The organism is Acidovorax sp. NO-1 (assembly GCF_000238595.1).
Lineage (GTDB): Bacteria > Pseudomonadota > Gammaproteobacteria > Burkholderiales > Burkholderiaceae_C > Acidovorax.
In genome coordinates this window covers 39,797-55,795 of the sequence record NZ_AGTS01000143.1, presented here as the reverse complement: position 1 = coordinate 55,795, position 15,999 = coordinate 39,797, and the positions used below count along the sequence as shown (strand labels likewise).

The window sequence follows — 15,999 nt, the reverse complement described above, 5'->3', positions numbered from 1 at the left end:
AACGATACGTCCCCCCGACGGGCATCGGGGTTTACGCGGTCGAGGCAAACCCTTGGTGCGCCTCGCCGCGACGGATTTCCGCGCGACGGGCTAGGATTTGGATGGTGCCAGCAGCCAGTTCAATCCAGTATTTTTTGCAAGAACTGTGCCTGCCCCATTTCGGGGTCGAGGGTGTAGGCGGCAAAGCCTTCGCGGGCATAGGCGCGCAAGGCGCTCTCGTTGCCAGAGAGCACTTCCATCGTGAGTTTGCAGGCGCCGCGCTCACGGGCAATGGCCTCGACAAGGTGCAGCATCCGCTGGGCAATGCGCTGCCCCCGCCACGCCGGTAGCACCACGACGTCGTGCACGTTCACCAGCGGCTGGCAGGCAAAGGTCGAAAACCCTTCAAAGCAATTCACAAGGCCCACGGGTACCCGGCCTCCGGCGGCCTCTGGCCGCGTGGCCCAGGCGAGCACGCTGAAGGCCTGGGGGCGCTGGCCCAGTGCTTCAACCAAGCCTTGTTTGACATCGTCGCGCAAGGGGACGCCGCCGCCCGCGGGCTCCCGCGCATAGCTGTCGAGCAGTGCAACCAGTGCCGCGGCGTCGTGTGCGTTGCCGTAGTCCGCGCGGCAGATGGTGATGGAGTCAGAGGCTTCAGAAGCGGAAGGGTTCATGAAACGCCCGTTTCTCCAGCCCATCAGCCCGCGCGGGCTGCATCTGCCAGTCGCTGTGCACACGCGCTGGCCACCTGCACCTCGCGCGCCTCCACCATCACCCGCAGCAACGGCTCGGTGCCGCTCGCGCGGATCAGTACGCGACCGGTGTCGCCAAGCTCCTGTTCCACGGCCCGGGTGGTGTCTGCCAGCAACCGGTTCGACTTCCAGTCCAGTCCGGGGGGCAGGCGGACGTTGAGCAGCACCTGCGGGTACAGCGTGATGTCGGCCAGCAGCTGCGCGAGGGTGCTACCGCTGCGCACACAGGCCTGCAGCACCTGCAGCGCACTGACAAGGCCGTCGCCGGTGGTGTGGCGGTCCAGCGCCAGCAGGTGGCCCGAACCCTCGCCGCCCAGCACCCATTGGTGGCGCGACAGTTCTTCGAGCACATAGCGGTCGCCCACCTTGGCCCGCACAAACTTCACGCCCCGTTGCTGCAGTGCCACCTCGACGGCCATGTTGGTCATCAACGTGCCCACCACGCCCGGCACATGCTCGTCGCGGCCCATGCGGTCGGACGCCATCAGGTACAAGAGCTCGTCACCGTTGTACAGGCGCCCCGTGGCATCCACCACCTGCAGGCGGTCGGCATCGCCGTCCAGCGCGATGCCGTAATCCGCATGGTTGGCACGCACCGCACGCACCAGGGCGTCGGGGTGTGTGGCGCCAACTTCGTGATTGATGTTGAGGCCATCCGGTGCACAGCCTATCGATATCACGTCAGCACCCAGCTCGTGGAACACCTTGGGGGCCACCTGGTAGGCTGCACCATGCGCCGCATCCACCACAATCCGGAGCCCTTTCAAGGTCAGGTCGTGGGGGAAGGTGCTTTTGCAGAACTCGATGTAACGCCCCGCCGCATCATCCAGCCGCCGCGCCTTGCCCAGGCTGGCCGAGTCGGCCCACACAGGGGCCTCAGCGAGAGCCGTTTCCACTGCAAGCTCCCACTCGTCAGAAAGCTTGGTGCCTTGCGCACTGAAGAATTTGATGCCGTTGTCGGGATAGGGGTTATGGCTGGCGCTGATCACCACCCCCAGGCTCGCGCGCTGGGCGCGTGTGAGGTACGCCACGCCGGGCGTGGGCAAGGGACCGAGCAACACCACATCCACGCCCGCCGAGTTGAACCCCGACTCCAGGGCGCTCTCGAGCATGTAGCCGGATATGCGCGTGTCCTTGCCAATGAGCACGGTGGGCCGCTCTTCCGTGCGACGCAACACACGCCCCACCGCATGGGCCAGGCGCAAAACAAAATCGGGGGTGATGGGCGGCTCCCCCACCGTGCCGCGAATGCCGTCGGTTCCAAAATACTGGCGCGTCATGCTGTAGCGTCTCCTCGTGAGATTTTCGTTGTTTTGTGAATCGCCGGACCCTCGCCGGCATGGACATCCAGTGTGGCCGTACCAGCCTTCCTGCTTTACCGGCCTCAGACCGCCCTTTGCATGGCCGCCCACACGGCCAGTGCCGCCACCGTTTCGCGCACGTCATGCACCCGCACTACCGATGCGCCCCGGTCCACCGCCAACACGGCCGCCACAACGCTGGGTGCCAGGCGATCCTGTACGTCGAGCCCGGTGACCGAACCCAGCGAGGATTTGCGTGACCACCCCGCCAGAACCGGATAGCCCGCCGCCTGCAAGACCGACTGCCTTGCGAGCAGCGCGAAATTCTGCTCCACCGTTTTTCCGAAACCTATGCCCGGGTCCAGCACTATCCGGTTCTTTTCGACCCCTAGCGCTTGCAGGTCAAGCGCCGATTGCTTCAAAAACGATAGCACATCGGGCACTACATCGCCCGCCATGGGCGCCACCTGCATGGTCTGCGGATCGCGATGCATATGCATCAGGCACACGCCGCAGCGCGGATGCGCGGCCACCACCGCTGCTGCCCCTGCCTGACGCAGGGCCCAGATGTCATTGATGATGTCGGCCCCCAAGTCCAGCACGGCCTGCATCACCTCGGGCTTGTAGGTGTCCACGGATATCGGCACACCCAGCGTGGCCGCGTCGCGCACCACGGGCACCACACGTGCCAGCTCTTCTGCCAGAGAGACCGGGGGGCTGCCGGGCCGCGTGGACTCTCCACCGATATCCAAAATGTGCGCGCCATCCTTGATGAGCTGTTCGCAGTGGCGCAGCGCACTGGCAGTCGAGGCATTGCGCCCCCCATCGGAGAATGAGTCAGGGGTGACGTTGACAATACCCATCACGCAGGGCTGCGTGAGGTCAACAGAAAACCGTGAAGTAAGCCAGGTCATGGGTTCATCCGAAAACGGCGCGAGGGCCTGCACCGAAGCATTTCATCCAACAGGCGCCGCCACAGCGGCCATGAAAAACGGGGCGCGTGGCCCCGTTGGATGGCTGACTCAAACCACACTCACGCAGCAGAGGGCGCGGTATCGGTCGTCACGGCAGGCGTTCCGCCACTGGAGTTGTCTCCACCCGAAGAGGGAGGCGTGCGAGGCGTCCAGTCCTTCGGTGGCCGGGGCTCTTTGCCAGCCATGATGTCATCAAGCTGCTCGGTGTCGATGGTTTCCCATTCGAGCAGGGCCTTGGCCATGGCGTGCATCTTGTCGCTGTTTTCCTCGATCAGGCGGCGGGCCAGGTTGTACTGCTCGTCGATGATGCGACGCACCTCCATGTCCACCTTTTCCATGGTCTGCTCGCTCATGGTGGTGGTCTTGGTGACCGAGCGGCCGAGGAACACTTCGCCTTCGTTCTCCGCGTAGACCATGGGGCCCAGGGCATCGGTCATTCCGTAGCGCGTCACCATGTCACGGGCGATGTGCGTGGCGCGCTCGAAGTCGTTGCTGGCACCGGTGGTCATCTGGTTCATGAACACTTCTTCGGCAATACGGCCACCGAACAGCATGCTGATCTGGTTGAGCATGTATTCGCGGTCGTAGCTGTAGCGGTCTTGCGCGGGCAGGCTCATTGTCACGCCCAGGGCGCGGCCACGGGGGATGATGGTGACCTTGTGAACAGGGTCGCACTTGGGCAGGAGCTTGCCGATAAGCGCGTGGCCAGACTCGTGGTAGGCCGTATTGCGGCGCTCTTCCTCGGGCATGACCATGCTCTTGCGCTCGGGGCCCATGAGGATCTTGTCCTTGGCCTTTTCAAAGTCCTGCATTTCCACGGTGCGGGCGTTGCGGCGGGCAGCCATCAGCGCCGCCTCGTTGCACAGATTGGCCAGGTCGGCACCGCTCATGCCGGGCGTGCCACGGGCGATGATGCCGGGGTTCACATCCTGGCCCACCGGAATCTTGCGCATGTGCACGTTCAGGATCTGCTCGCGGCCGCGGATGTCGGGCAGCGTCACGTACACCTGCCGGTCGAAACGGCCGGGGCGCAGCAAGGCGGCATCCAGGATGTCGGGGCGGTTGGTGGCTGCCACCACGATCACGCCCAGGTTGGTCTCGAAGCCGTCCATCTCCACCAGCATCTGGTTCAGGGTCTGTTCGCGCTCGTCATTGCCGCCGCCCAGGCCCGCACCACGCTGGCGTCCGACGGCGTCGATTTCATCGATGAAGATGATGCAGGGCGCGTTCTTCTTGGCGTTGTCGAACATGTCGCGCACGCGCGCCGCGCCCACACCCACAAACATCTCCACAAAGTCAGAGCCGGAGATGCTGAAGAAAGGCACCTTGGCTTCGCCTGCAATGGACTTGGCCAGCAGCGTCTTGCCGGTTCCGGGAGGACCCACGAGGAGCAGGCCCCGTGGAATGCGGCCACCCAGCTTCTGGAATTTTTGCGGGTCTTTCAGGAAGTCCACAACTTCCTTCACTTCTTCCTTGGCCTCGTCACAACCGGCCACATCCGCGAACGTGACCTGGTTGTTGTTCTCGTCCAGCATGCGTGCCTTGCTCTTGCCAAAACTGAAGGCACCGCCCTTGCCGCCGCCCTGCATCTGGCGCATGAAGTAAACCCACACGCCGATCAGCAGCAGCATGGGGCCCCAGCTGACCAGCAGGGTCATGAGGAGAGACCCTTCTTCGCGTGGCTTGACGTCGAACTTGACGTTGTTGTTGATCAGGTCGCCCACGAGGCCACGGTCGAGGTAGGTGGCGGTCGTGCGGATCTTGCGGTCGTCGTTGGTGACGGCCACGATCTCGGTGCCGCCCTGGCCTTCCTGGATGGTGGCGCTCTTGATGCGGTTGCTGCGGACTTCCTCCAGGAACTCCGAATAGCCGACGTGGCCTGCGCCGGCTCCGGCACGGGTGTCAAACTGTTTGAACACCGTGAACAGCACCATGGCGATAACCAGCCACACGGCAATTTTTGAAAACCACTGATTGTTCAAGCGGAGCTCCAGTTACAGGAAACAGAAAACGGACACGATGCCGTCATGGCACGCATGTGCGGCCCATTTTAGGACTTTCAAGTCGGGCGGCCATCCCTAATCCCCCTAGCGCCCATGGAAACAGCGCGGGCTTTTCAGCCCTGTTCGGCGAAGTCTTGATGTGCGGCAAGCCCGCTCAGGCTGTTTTCCGGAGCCCCATGCCCACCAGGAAGGTTTCGGAAGACTTGTCCCGCGAGGCCTTGGGTTTGAGGGGCTTGACGACCTTGAAGGTCTGTTTGAAGAGGGTCACGAGATCACTGTAGCCGCTGCCATGGAACAGCTTGACCACCAAAGCACCATCCGGTTTCAAATGGTTGCAGGCAAAATCCACCGCCAGCTCGACCAGATGCGCAATGCGCGCGGCGTCAGCCGATTCGATCCCGGACAGATTGGGTGCCATGTCCGACACGACGACATCCACCACCCTTCCCTCCAGCGCCTGCTCCAGGTGTTCCAGCACCTCCGGCTCACGAAAATCACCGTTGATATAGGTAACGCCCTCGATGGGCTCCATGGGCAGAATGTCCAGCGCGATGATCACCCCGTTCAGCTGCCCCGACGCAGCGCCGGCTGGCGACATGCGCCTGCGCAGGTATTGGCTCCAGGCGCCTGGTGTGGAACCGAGATCCACCACGGTGTAACCCGGCTTGATGAGCCCCAGTTGTTCGTCGATTTCCTTGAGCTTGTAGGCAGCGCGGGCCCGGTAACCCTCTTTCTGGGCCAATTTGACGTAGGTGTCGTTGACATGGTCGTTCAACCACGCCTTGTTGACCTTCTTGCTTTGGGTTTTGACTTTCATACCGCTCCATTGTCTCTCGACAATCAGCACCGCCGATAATACGGCCCATGCCCCAAATTCAACTGACTCCCGCCGAGCGCCGGGAACAACGCGCCAATGCCCACCACCTGGACCCCGTCGTCCTGGTCGGTGGCGATGGCTTGACTCCTGCTGTGCAGAAGGAGATTGACGCTGCACTGAACGCCCACGGGCTCATCAAGGTGCGCGTTTTCAATGACGACCGCACCGCCCGCGAGCTGATGTACCAGCAACTTGCAGCCGAACTCAACGCAGCCCCGATCCAGCACATCGGCAAGCTGCTGGTGCTGTGGCGCCCCCAACCCGTCAAGGAGCGTACGGTCGATGAGGACCGCATGCCCGGCCCGCGCGACGTCAAGGTGCTCAAGTACAGCAAGCGCGGCGGCCAGCGCCCCGAGATCAAGCAACTGCGCGTGCTGGGCAACCAGCGACTCACCCCGGGCGGCCAGATCAAGCGCGCCAAACCCAAGCAAAAATCCATCAAGAAGCGCCAGGCCGACTGATGAGCCACGATGCAGGCCCGGCAGCCTTTGCTGCCCCTGCCGGATCGGCCCCCGCCCGCCACATCCTCTGCATGAAATGGGGCACGAAATACGGCCCCGAATACGTCAACCGGCTGTATGCGATGGTGCGCAGGCACCTGAGCGGCGACTTCCGCTTTGTGTGCCTGACCGATGACAGCACCGGCATTCGCAGCGAAGTGCAATGCCTGCCCATCCCTGCGCTCGACCTGCCGCCCGGCATCCCCGAACGGGGCTGGACCAAGCTGGCCACCTTCAGCAAAGACCTGCACGGGCTGCGCGGCACCGCCTTGTTCCTGGATGTGGACGTGGTCATCACCGGCAGCCTGGACGACTTTTTCACCCAGCCGGGCGAATTTCTGATCATCCACGACTACAAGCGTCCCTGGCGCATCACGGGCAACTCGTCGGTCTATCGCTTTGAGCTCGGCGCACATCCTGACGTGCTGGAGCACTTTCGCACGCATTTCCCGGAAATCCGCGCGCAGTTCCGCAATGAGCAGGCCTATTTGTCGGACTTTCTGCACCGGCAGGGCAAGTTGCAATACTGGCCCGCTGCGTGGTGCCCGAGTTTCAAATACCACGGCATACCTCCCTGGCCGACCAACTACTGGCGCCCGCCGTTTGTGCCAGCGGGCGCACGCATCGTGATATTTCATGGGGAATGCAATCCCCCCGATGCTTTGGCCGGGCGGCGCAACCGGCGGTTTCGCTTCATTCAGCCTGCCACGTGGGTGGCCGAGCACTGGCGCGAATAGGCTGCTTCTGCAGCGGCCCTGGCTGCTGCGCCGGACGCCCTTCAGGCAACTGGCGTTCAGGTGTCGGCAGACCCGCCGGGCGAGGACGGCGGTACCGGGTCCTGTCGCAGTGTTTGCCACAACACTGCCAGTGCGCAGCACCACTGCAGCGCATACATCACCGTCCCCACGCTGTGCCACAGGCGAAGATCCTGCCGCGCCACGATCCGGGGGGCCACGCCAAACTGCGTGAGCAGTGCCAGCAGCAGCCCGCCAAGTATAAAAACCATAGCAGCTTGCGCCCATGGATACTGCGCTACAGCCTGTTTTGGCCTTGAAATCAGCAGCAACACCAGACAGCAGGCCACCGCCACCCAGGTCTGTGCGGCAAAAAGCTTCGCCGCCATGTTGCCCGCCGCCATGGGCGACGGAAGGTGGGCAAACAGCATCGGCACCACCAGAAACCCGATGGTGGTCAGGCTGCCCCACCAGAGCGCAGCGACCAGGGTAGGAAGGCGGTGGAACATGCCGTGCCAGTTCACTGGTAGCTGACTGCGACCACTTCGTAACGGCGGATACCGCCGGGCGCCTGCACTTCGGCGGTATCGCCCTCTTCCTTGCCGATCAGCGCACGGGCGATGGGGCTCGAGATATTGATAAGCCCCTGCTTCAGATCCGCCTCGTCCTCGCCCACGATCTGGTACTTCACGAGGTCGCCAGACTCTTCGTCTTCCAGCTCCACCGTGGCGCCAAAGACCACCTTGCCGCCGCCATCCACGGCGCTGGGGTCGATCACCTGCGCCACCGACAGCTTGCCCTCGATCTCCTGGATGCGGCCTTCGATGAAGCCCTGGCGGTCTTTGGCGGCGTCGTAGTCGGCGTTTTCACTGAGGTCACCTTGCGCACGCGCCTCTGCAATGGCCGTGATCACGGCGGGGCGTTCAATGGTTTTGAGGCGATGCAGCTCCTCCTTGAGCTTTTCAGCGCCGCGCTTGGTGATCGGAATGGTGGCCATCGTGTTGTGTCTCCATAAGTCAAAACGGTGAAAGCGCCAAAAGCACTTCCACCGGTCAGTCGCCATGCATGCCCGCACGGGGCGGAACACTAAGATGGGCGAGTCTACAAAAGGAAACCGCCGCACGTTGCCGCGCGGCGGTCTCTGTTCAGGCGGCAATTATGCCGCTTTTGCCGGTGCTCAAGCAGCCAGTTGGGCGTGCAGCTCCTGTACCGAGTACACGTCGAGCTTGTCCAGGTACTTCATGCCCTCCACGGCGGCCTCGGCACCGAAGATGGTCGTGAAGGTGGTCACGCGGGCCAGCAGCGACGAGGTGCGGATTGCACGCGAGTCGGCAATCGCATTGCGGCGCTCTTCGACGGTGTTGATGACCATGACAATCTCGTTGTTCTTGATCATGTCCACGATGTGCGGACGGCCTTCGGTGACCTTGTTGACCACCACCACCGGGACACCCGCCTCGGCAATCGCTGCAGCGGTGCCCTTGGTGGCCACCAGATCAAAGCCCAGCGCCACCAATTGACGCGCGATATCCACTGCGCGGGGCTTGTCGTTGTTCTTCACGGTGAGGAACACCTTGCCCGAGGTGGGCAGCTTGGTGCCCGCACCCAGCTGGCTCTTCACAAAGGCTTCGCCAAAGGTCTTGCCCACGCCCATGACTTCGCCGGTCGACTTCATCTCTGGGCCGAGGATGGTGTCCACGCCCGGGAACTTGACGAAGGGGAAAACGGCTTCCTTCACGCTGAAGTAAGGCGGGGTGACTTCCTTGGTGATGCCCTGCGAAGCCAGCGTCTGGCCGGCCATGCAACGCGCCGCGACCTTGGCCAACTGGATACCGGTGGCCTTGGAAACGAACGGCACCGTGCGCGAGGCGCGGGGGTTCACTTCCAGCACATAGATCACGTCCTGGCCGTCCACTTCCTGGATGGCGAACTGCACGTTCATCAGGCCCACCACATTCAGGCCTTCCGCCATGGCGGCAGACTGGCGCTTGAGCTCATCCACCGTGGCCTGCTTGAGGTAGTAAGGGGGCAGCGAGCAGGCCGAGTCACCCGAGTGCACGCCCGCTTGCTCGATGTGCTCCATCACGCCACCGATGAAGGTCTTGCCTTCGGGGTCGCGCAGGCAGTCCACATCGCACTCGATGGCGTCGTTCAGGAAGCGGTCCAGCAGCACGGGCGAGTCGTTGCTCACCTTGACGGCCTCGCGCATGTAGCGCTCCAGGTCGCGCTGCTCGTGCACGATTTCCATCGCGCGGCCACCCAGCACGTAGCTGGGGCGCACCACAAGGGGGTAGCCCAGGGCGGCGGCTTTTTCCAGTGCTTCGGCTTCAGTGCGTGCGGTAGCGTTGGGCGGCTGGCGCAGGCCCAGGTCACCCAGCAGCTTCTGGAAACGCTCGCGGTCTTCCGCAGCATCGATCATGTCCGGGCTGGTGCCGATGATCGGTACGCCTTCGGCTTCCAGGCCCAGTGCGAGCTTGAGCGGCGTCTGGCCCCCGTACTGCACGATCACGCCAACCGGCTTTTCCTTGTCCACGATCTCGAGCACGTCTTCGAGAGTGAGCGGCTCGAAGTACAGGCGGTCCGACGTGTCGTAGTCGGTGGACACGGTTTCGGGGTTGCAGTTGACCATGATGGTTTCGTAGCCATCCTCGCGCATGGCGAGTGCGGCGTGCACGCAGCAATAGTCAAACTCGATACCCTGGCCGATGCGGTTCGGGCCACCGCCCAGCACCATGATCTTCTTGTTGTTCGTGGGCTCCGCTTCGCACTCGTCCTCGTAGGTCGAGTACATGTAGGCGGTGTTGGTGGCGAACTCGGCCGCGCAGGTGTCCACGCGCTTGTACACGGGGCGCACGTTGAGCGCGCGGCGTGCTTCGCGCACCGACTTTTCAGTGGTCTTGAGCAGCTTGGCCAGGCGGCGGTCCGAGAAGCCCTTCTTCTTGAGCGCGCGCAGCGTGTCAGCATCCAGCGATGCCAGTGCGCCCTCACCCTTCTCAGCGGCGAGCTGGTCCAGTTCGAGTTCGATCTTCACGATCTCCTCGATCTGCACCAGGAACCATTTGTCGATCTTGGTGAGGTCGTACACCTCGTCCACCGACAGGCCCATGGCAAAGGCGTCACCCACATACCAGATGCGCTCGGGGCCCGGCTCGCCCAGTTCTTTTTCGAGCGTCTCGCGGTCCTGGGTTTTCTCGTTCATGCCGTCCACGCCAACTTCCAGGCCGCGCAGGGCTTTCTGGAAGGATTCCTGGAAGGTGCGGCCCATGGCCATGACCTCGCCCACCGACTTCATCTGCGTGGTCAGGCGGCTGTCGGCCGTGGGGAATTTTTCGAACGCAAAACGTGGGATCTTGGTGACCACGTAGTCGATCGAAGGCTCGAACGATGCAGGCGTGGCACCGCCCGTGATTTCGTTCTTGAGCTCGTCCAGCGTGTAGCCCACGGCCAGCTTGGCGGCGACCTTGGCAATCGGGAAGCCCGTGGCCTTGGAGGCCAGCGCCGACGAACGCGACACGCGCGGGTTCATCTCGATGACGATCATGCGGCCGTCCTTCGGGTTGACCGAGAACTGCACGTTGGAACCGCCCGTGTCCACGCCGATCTCGCGCAGCACCGCGAGCGAGGCGTTGCGCATGATCTGGTATTCCTTGTCGGTCAGCGTCTGCGCGGGGGCCACGGTGATCGAGTCGCCCGTGTGCACACCCATGGGGTCGAGGTTTTCGATGGAGCAGATGATGATGCAGTTGTCCGCCTTGTCGCGGACCACTTCCATCTCGTACTCCTTCCAGCCGAGCAGCGACTCTTCAATCAGCAACTCGTTGGTGGGCGACGCTTCGAGGCCGCGCTTGCAGATGGTCTCGAACTCTTCAGGGTTGTAGGCAATGCCGCCGCCGGTCCCGCCCAGCGTGAAGCTGGGGCGGATCACGGTGGGGAAACCCACGGTCTTTTGCACGGCCCAGGCTTCGTCCATGCTGTGGGCGATGCCGGAGCGCGCGGAGCCCAGACCGATCTTGGTCATGGCGTCCTTGAACTTCAGGCGGTCTTCGGCCTTGTCGATGGCTTCGGGTGTGGCACCGATCAACTCGACCTTGTACTTGTCGAGCACGCCGTTGTGCCACAGGTCCAGCGCGCAGTTCAGCGCGGTCTGGCCGCCCATGGTGGGCAAGATGGCGTCGGGACGCTCCTTGGCGATGATCTTCTCGACCGTCTGCCAAGTGATGGGCTCGATGTAGGTCACATCGGCGGTGGCCGGGTCGGTCATGATCGTGGCAGGGTTGCTGTTGATCAGGATGACCTTGTAGCCTTCTTCGCGCAGGGCCTTGCAGGCCTGCACGCCGGAGTAGTCGAACTCGCAGGCCTGGCCGATGATGATCGGGCCAGCGCCGATGATGAGAATGCTTTTGATGTCTGTGCGTTTTGGCATGGTGCGTCGATCAGTCGATCGTGGGTTCGGCTGCCTGGGGGCTGGGGGTGGGGGCTGAGGCTGCTGCTGCATCTGCGGGCAAACGCCGCTGGGTCAACTTGGCAAGCAGCGCCTCGGCGCGTGCGGGAGGAAGGTTCTTCTGCATCAGCTGCAGCAGGCCGTCGCCCTGGATCAGTGGGCGCAAGACTTCTTCTTCCGCGTCATAAAACGTCACTTCCCACTCCTGCAGCAGCTCTGCAAAGGCGGCATCGTCCAGCGTCTTGCCCTTGGCCACGAGCGTGACGAGCGGCATGGCCTTGTTCTCGACAAACGCTTTCTTGTAGGGCTTTTGCGCCCAACGTTCCGTGAACCACTCACGGTGGGGCGAAGGCAGGGTCAGGACACGCTTGTGGATCGCTTTTTCCAGCGATGCAAGGGGGAAGCTGAACAGTTTCATGGTGCTGTTTCCTTCCGCGCTTAACCGGCTTTTGCCGCGCGCATGGCGTCGGTGAAGCGGTCAAACAGGTATGCGATGTCGTGCGGACCGGGGGATGCCTCAGGATGCCCCTGGAAACAGAAAGCGGGCTTGTCCTTGTGGACCAGCCCTTGCAGCGTGCCATCAAACAGGCTCACATGCGTGGCGCGCAGATTGGCGGGCAGCGAGTCCATGTCCACCGCAAAACCGTGGTTCTGGCTCGTGATGCTCACGCGGCCCGTGTCCAGGTCCTTCACCGGGTGGTTGGCACCGTGGTGGCTGTGGGTCATCTTGAAGGTCTTGGCGCCTGCGGCCAGGGCCATGATCTGGTGCCCCAGGCAGATGCCGAAGGTAGGCATGCCGCTGTCCACAATGGTGCGGGTCGCTGCAATCGCGTAGTCGCAAGGCTCTGGGTCGCCAGGGCCGTTGGACAGGAAAACACCATCCGGCTTCATGGCAAGCACCTCAGCGGCAGGCGTCTTCGCGGGCACGACGGTGACCTTGCAGCCGCGCTCGGCCAGCATGCGCAGGATGTTCTTCTTGACGCCAAAGTCGTACGCCACTACGTGAAACTGCGGTACCGACAGCTCGCCGTAACCGGTGCCCAGCTTCCACTCAGTCTGGGTCCACTCATAACGCGCTGCCGTGGTCACCACCTGGGCCAGATCCAGCCCGGCCATGTTGGGGGCCGCCTTGGCCTTGGCGATGGCTTCGTCGATGAGCGCCTGCGTGACAGCCTGCCCTGCGGCAAGGCCGATGATGGCGCCGTTTTGCGCACCCTTGCTGCGCAGCAGCCGAGTGAGCTTTCGGGTATCGATGTTGGCGATGGCCACCGTCTTCTCACGCACAAGGTACTGAGAGAGCGTTTCCGTCGAGCGGAAGTTGCTTGCCAGCAAGGGCAGGTCTTTGATGATCAGGCCTGCGGCGTGGACCTTGTCGGCTTCGATGTCCTCCACATTGACGCCGTAGTTGCCGATGTGCGGATACGTGAGGGTCACGATCTGCTGGCAGTAGCTCGGGTCGGTAAGGATTTCCTGGTAGCCGGTGATGGCGGTGTTGAACACCACCTCGCCGACGGTGGTGCCGGTGGCACCAATCGAATTGCCGATAAAGACCGTGCCGTCTGCGAGCGCCAGGATGGCGGGCGGGAAGTTTCCCTGTAGAGACAAAAGCACTGGGTTCTCCGGATGGTTACGGTCGCCCGGCGCCTGCAGTCCACTCGTGCACGCAAAGGTACGCAAGTGCTGGTGGCTGCTCTCAGATGGGTTGTTGCTTTGGGTGCGGTCGGGCGACGCTGTTGCGAGAAAAGCTCCCGATTATATCTCTCGGTGCAGGTTTGCCGGAAAATGCATGCCTTGCATAACCTTGTTGCCACAGCCAGTGTTCTTGGGTATTGGCGGGGACAAGGGCCCGCCCCCGCGGGTCCGTCCGCAGGCTTGGCTACCGGCGGCGTCAGCGCCCGGCGCCGCTGGCATGCAGGCAGATTGCCGCCGCTGCCGCGACGTTGAGGGACTCTTCCCCGCCGGGTTGCGCGATGCGGATGCGCATCGCAGCGCGTTCCTCCAGAGCAGACGATACGCCCTGCCCTTCGTGGCCCAACACCCAGGCACACGGCCAGGGCAAGGCGGCACGGTGCAGCCAGTCGCCCGTGTGCGAGCTGGTGACGAGCATGGGCACCTGCAGCGATTGAAGTTCGCCGTGCTCCACACCCTCAATCAGGTCCAGCGCAAAATGCGCCCCCATGCCGGCGCGCAGCACCTTGGGCGACCACAGGGCCGCACTGCCCTTGATGGCCACCACCTGCCGGAACCCGAACGCTGACGCACTGCGCAGGATGGAGCCCACGTTGCCCGCGTCCTGAACACGGTCCAGCACGACGGTGGCTGTATCCGGCTGCAGCGCAGCGGGCGCGGGCAGATCCATGATGAAACCCATGCGGGCGGGGGACTCCAGCCCGCTGATGTCGGCAAAGAGCGCATCAGCAATTACTATGAATTTAATAGCTGCTTGCGCCCATTCCACCTGCGCCAGAGGCCAAAAAGACTCTGAAAACACCGCAATGGATGCGCGCTGGCCACGCTCCAGGGCCGCACGGCAAAGGTGGTCGCCCTCCAGCCAGACCCGGCCCTGCTTGCGGTAGGCCGTGGTGTCCTGCGCAAGACGGCGCAGGTCTTTCACGAAGGTGTTGTCCCGCGAATGGATGGTGGTGATCAACGACGAAGTCATGGGCAGACAGGTTCAGAAAAGCAGATTCTGCGCGACGGGCGCAAACGAGCGCCGGTGGTGAACGCAGGCGCCGTGCTCGCGCAGCGCTGCCATGTGCACCGCCGTGCCATAGCCTTTGTGACCGTCGAACCCATACTGCGGAAATTCTTCATGGATCTGCGCGCACCAGCGGTCGCGGTGCACCTTGGCCAGGATGGACGCGGCCGAGATGGCCGGCACCAGTGCATCGCCCTTGACGATGGCCTCGGACTGGATGTCGAGCGTGGGAAGCCGATTGCCATCGACCAGCACCATGACCGGCTTCAGGCGCAACCCCATCACCGCCCGCCGCATGGCCAGCATCGTGGCCTGCAGGATATTGAGCCGGTCAATCTCTTCCACGCTGGCCTCGGCAATGCTGCAGCACAGCGCCTTGGCGCGGATTTCGTCGTAGAGCTTTTCGCGCCGGGCCGGCGTGAGCTTTTTGGAGTCTGCCAGGCCTGCGATGGGATGCAGGTCATCAAGGATGACTGCAGCCGCCACCACAGGCCCTGCCAGCGGGCCACGGCCCGCTTCGTCCACGCCAGCCACCAGGCCTGGCGGGTGCCAGGGCAGGCAGGCCTGTTCAGGCAGCGGGATGGAGGATTTTCTGGATCGCATCGGCAGCCAGTTGGGGAGTGTTGCGGTGCAAGCTTTCGTGCAGTGCGGTAAAGCGCTGCTCCAGGGCCGCGATTTTCTCGGGGTCGTGCTGGCGTGCCTCCAGCCACTGCAGCGTTGCCGCGCACAGCGCCTGGGGTGTCGCGGCATCCTGGATCAGCTCGGGCACCACGAATTCGCCACACAGAATGTTGGGCAACCCCACCCAGGGCTGCAGTTGTTTGCGGCGCATGAGCCACCAGCTCAATGGGTGCATGTGGTAGCCAATGACCATGGGGCGCTTGAACAGCGCAGCCTCCAGCGTGGCGGTACCACTGGCAATCAGCGTGGCATCACACGCAGCCAGCACGGCATGGGACTGCCCGGACACAATCTGCACCGCACCGCCCAGCCCGGCGGCTTGAACGGCCTGCACGATGCGATCGTGCTGCGCCGGCACGGCAGGCACTACCAATTTGATAGCTGGTCGCGCTTTACGGACAAGCGCTGCAGCCTCAAAAAAGGGTTGAGCAATGTAGGTGACCTCGGAAGAGCGGCTGCCCGGCAAAATGGCCAGCACCTCATCCGAGTCCTGCAGCCCGAGCTGGGCGCGGGCCGCAGCGCGGTCGGGCACCATGGGAATCACACCCGCCAGCGGGTGACCCACGTAGGTGGCGGCAATGCCATGGCGCGCCAGCAGTTCAGGCTCGAACGGAAAAATGCACAACACGTGATCAGCGCTGCGGCGAATCTTCTCGACGCGTTCCGCACGCCAGGCCCAGATGGAAGGGCACACGAAGTGAACGGTCTTGATGCCTGCAGCGCGCAAGTCGGCCTCCAGTCCCAGGTTGAAATCGGGGGCGTCCACGCCCACGAAGACGTCCGGACGGTCCCGGAGCAACCGGGTGCGCAGCTGTTTGCGGATACCCAGCAACTCGCGCAGCCGGCGCAACACCTCCATGCTGTAGCCATGCACGGCAAGCTTCTCGCTGGGCCACCAGGCAGCAAACCCCCGGCGCTGCATCTGTGGGCCACCGATGCCGCTGGCCTGCAGATCTGGCCAATGGGCCTGCAGGCCGTCGAGGAGCAAACCCGCCAGCAGGTCACCCGATGTCTCGCCCGCCACCATGGCGACGCGGGGGGAGGCCTCCATCACCGGGT

At 63.4% G+C, this 15,999-nt stretch carries 15 protein-coding genes; 2 read left to right on the top strand and 13 right to left on the bottom strand.

Annotated features, from left to right (window positions below):
* Positions 1 to 119: 119 nt before the first annotated feature.
* From KYG_RS19955 to KYG_RS19935, 5 genes are all read right to left on the bottom strand, one after another.
* Positions 120 to 653, bottom strand: a complete 534-nt coding sequence (locus KYG_RS19955; protein ID WP_008906737.1) for a GNAT family N-acetyltransferase — start codon at positions 651 to 653, stop codon at positions 120 to 122.
* 23 nt (positions 654 to 676) lie between these two features.
* Positions 677 to 2,011 carry a phosphoglucosamine mutase gene (gene glmM / locus KYG_RS19950; RefSeq protein WP_008906736.1) on the bottom strand — a complete coding sequence of 445 codons (1,335 nt, stop codon included), beginning with the start codon at positions 2,009 to 2,011 and terminating at the stop codon, positions 677 to 679.
* A gap of 104 nt (positions 2,012 to 2,115) precedes the next feature.
* Positions 2,116 to 2,946 carry a dihydropteroate synthase gene (gene folP, locus KYG_RS19945; protein WP_034695531.1) on the bottom strand — a complete coding sequence of 277 codons (831 nt, stop codon included), beginning with the start codon at positions 2,944 to 2,946 and terminating at the stop codon, positions 2,116 to 2,118.
* 119 nt (positions 2,947 to 3,065) lie between these two features.
* A complete protein-coding gene (gene ftsH, locus KYG_RS19940; protein WP_008906734.1) occupies positions 3,066 to 4,988 on the bottom strand; it encodes an ATP-dependent zinc metalloprotease FtsH in 1,923 nt (640 codons plus the stop codon).
* Positions 4,989 to 5,163: 175 nt separating this feature from the next.
* Complete coding sequence (locus KYG_RS19935; protein ID WP_008906733.1) at positions 5,164 to 5,826, bottom strand: RlmE family RNA methyltransferase; 663 nt, start codon at positions 5,824 to 5,826, stop codon at positions 5,164 to 5,166.
* Positions 5,827 to 5,873: 47 nt separating this feature from the next.
* On the opposite strand from KYG_RS19935, the gene KYG_RS19930 reads away from it, so the two are divergent.
* Positions 5,874 to 6,347 (top strand): YhbY family RNA-binding protein, encoded by a 474-nt coding sequence (locus KYG_RS19930; protein WP_008906732.1) that lies wholly within the window; start codon positions 5,874 to 5,876, stop codon positions 6,345 to 6,347.
* Complete coding sequence (locus KYG_RS19925; RefSeq protein ID WP_008906731.1) at positions 6,347 to 7,123, top strand: hypothetical protein; 777 nt, start codon at positions 6,347 to 6,349, stop codon at positions 7,121 to 7,123. The genes KYG_RS19930 and KYG_RS19925 overlap by 1 nt, the downstream gene beginning before the upstream one ends.
* Before the next feature lie 56 nt (positions 7,124 to 7,179).
* On the opposite strand, the gene KYG_RS19920 is transcribed toward KYG_RS19925, so the two are convergent.
* From KYG_RS19920 to lpxB, 8 genes are all read right to left on the bottom strand, one after another.
* Positions 7,180 to 7,629, bottom strand: coding sequence for a DUF4149 domain-containing protein (locus KYG_RS19920; protein ID WP_034695561.1), 450 nt, complete (start codon positions 7,627 to 7,629; stop codon positions 7,180 to 7,182).
* A gap of 11 nt (positions 7,630 to 7,640) precedes the next feature.
* Positions 7,641 to 8,117: a transcription elongation factor GreA gene (gene greA, locus KYG_RS19915; RefSeq protein ID WP_008906729.1), complete on the bottom strand. Its 477-nt coding sequence runs from the start codon at positions 8,115 to 8,117 to the stop codon at positions 7,641 to 7,643.
* Positions 8,118 to 8,297: 180 nt separating this feature from the next.
* Positions 8,298 to 11,543: a carbamoyl-phosphate synthase large subunit gene (carB, locus tag KYG_RS19910; protein ID WP_008906728.1), complete on the bottom strand. Its 3,246-nt coding sequence runs from the start codon at positions 11,541 to 11,543 to the stop codon at positions 8,298 to 8,300.
* A gap of 10 nt (positions 11,544 to 11,553) precedes the next feature.
* Positions 11,554 to 11,979, bottom strand: coding sequence for a hypothetical protein (locus KYG_RS19905; RefSeq protein ID WP_008906727.1), 426 nt, complete (start codon positions 11,977 to 11,979; stop codon positions 11,554 to 11,556).
* Positions 11,980 to 11,999: 20 nt separating this feature from the next.
* Positions 12,000 to 13,172, bottom strand: coding sequence for a glutamine-hydrolyzing carbamoyl-phosphate synthase small subunit (gene carA, locus KYG_RS19900; RefSeq protein ID WP_034695527.1), 1,173 nt, complete (start codon positions 13,170 to 13,172; stop codon positions 12,000 to 12,002).
* A gap of 277 nt (positions 13,173 to 13,449) precedes the next feature.
* Positions 13,450 to 14,223 (bottom strand): RNA methyltransferase, encoded by a 774-nt coding sequence (locus tag KYG_RS19895; protein WP_008906725.1) that lies wholly within the window; start codon positions 14,221 to 14,223, stop codon positions 13,450 to 13,452.
* 12 nt (positions 14,224 to 14,235) lie between these two features.
* Positions 14,236 to 14,862, bottom strand: coding sequence for a ribonuclease HII (rnhB, locus tag KYG_RS19890; protein ID WP_008906724.1), 627 nt, complete (start codon positions 14,860 to 14,862; stop codon positions 14,236 to 14,238).
* Positions 14,828 to 15,991, bottom strand: a complete 1,164-nt coding sequence (gene lpxB / locus KYG_RS19885) for a lipid-A-disaccharide synthase (RefSeq protein WP_008906723.1) — start codon at positions 15,989 to 15,991, stop codon at positions 14,828 to 14,830. Before lpxB ends, rnhB begins: the two co-directional genes overlap by 35 nt.
* Positions 15,992 to 15,999 lie beyond the last annotated feature (8 nt).

Coding starts and splice junctions, on each gene's coding strand:
- KYG_RS19895 (WP_008906725.1), bottom strand. CDS start 14,223: ATGACTTCGTCGTTGATCACCACCATCCATTCGCGGGACAACACCTTC.
- KYG_RS19905 (WP_008906727.1), bottom strand. CDS start 11,979: ATGAAACTGTTCAGCTTCCCCCTTGCATCGCTGGAAAAAGCGATCCAC.
- carB (WP_008906728.1), bottom strand. CDS start 11,543: ATGCCAAAACGCACAGACATCAAAAGCATTCTCATCATCGGCGCTGGC.
- greA (WP_008906729.1), bottom strand. CDS start 8,117: ATGGCCACCATTCCGATCACCAAGCGCGGCGCTGAAAAGCTCAAGGAG.
- KYG_RS19935 (WP_008906733.1), bottom strand. CDS start 5,826: ATGAAAGTCAAAACCCAAAGCAAGAAGGTCAACAAGGCGTGGTTGAAC.
- rnhB (WP_008906724.1), bottom strand. CDS start 14,862: ATGCGATCCAGAAAATCCTCCATCCCGCTGCCTGAACAGGCCTGCCTG.
- KYG_RS19930 (WP_008906732.1), top strand. CDS start 5,874: ATGCCCCAAATTCAACTGACTCCCGCCGAGCGCCGGGAACAACGCGCC.
- KYG_RS19925 (WP_008906731.1), top strand. CDS start 6,347: ATGAGCCACGATGCAGGCCCGGCAGCCTTTGCTGCCCCTGCCGGATCG.
- lpxB (WP_008906723.1), bottom strand. CDS start 15,991: ATGGAGGCCTCCCCCCGCGTCGCCATGGTGGCGGGCGAGACATCGGGT.
- folP (WP_034695531.1), bottom strand. CDS start 2,946: ATGACCTGGCTTACTTCACGGTTTTCTGTTGACCTCACGCAGCCCTGC.
- glmM (WP_008906736.1), bottom strand. CDS start 2,011: ATGACGCGCCAGTATTTTGGAACCGACGGCATTCGCGGCACGGTGGGG.
- KYG_RS19955 (WP_008906737.1), bottom strand. CDS start 653: ATGAACCCTTCCGCTTCTGAAGCCTCTGACTCCATCACCATCTGCCGC.
- KYG_RS19920 (WP_034695561.1), bottom strand. CDS start 7,629: ATGTTCCACCGCCTTCCTACCCTGGTCGCTGCGCTCTGGTGGGGCAGC.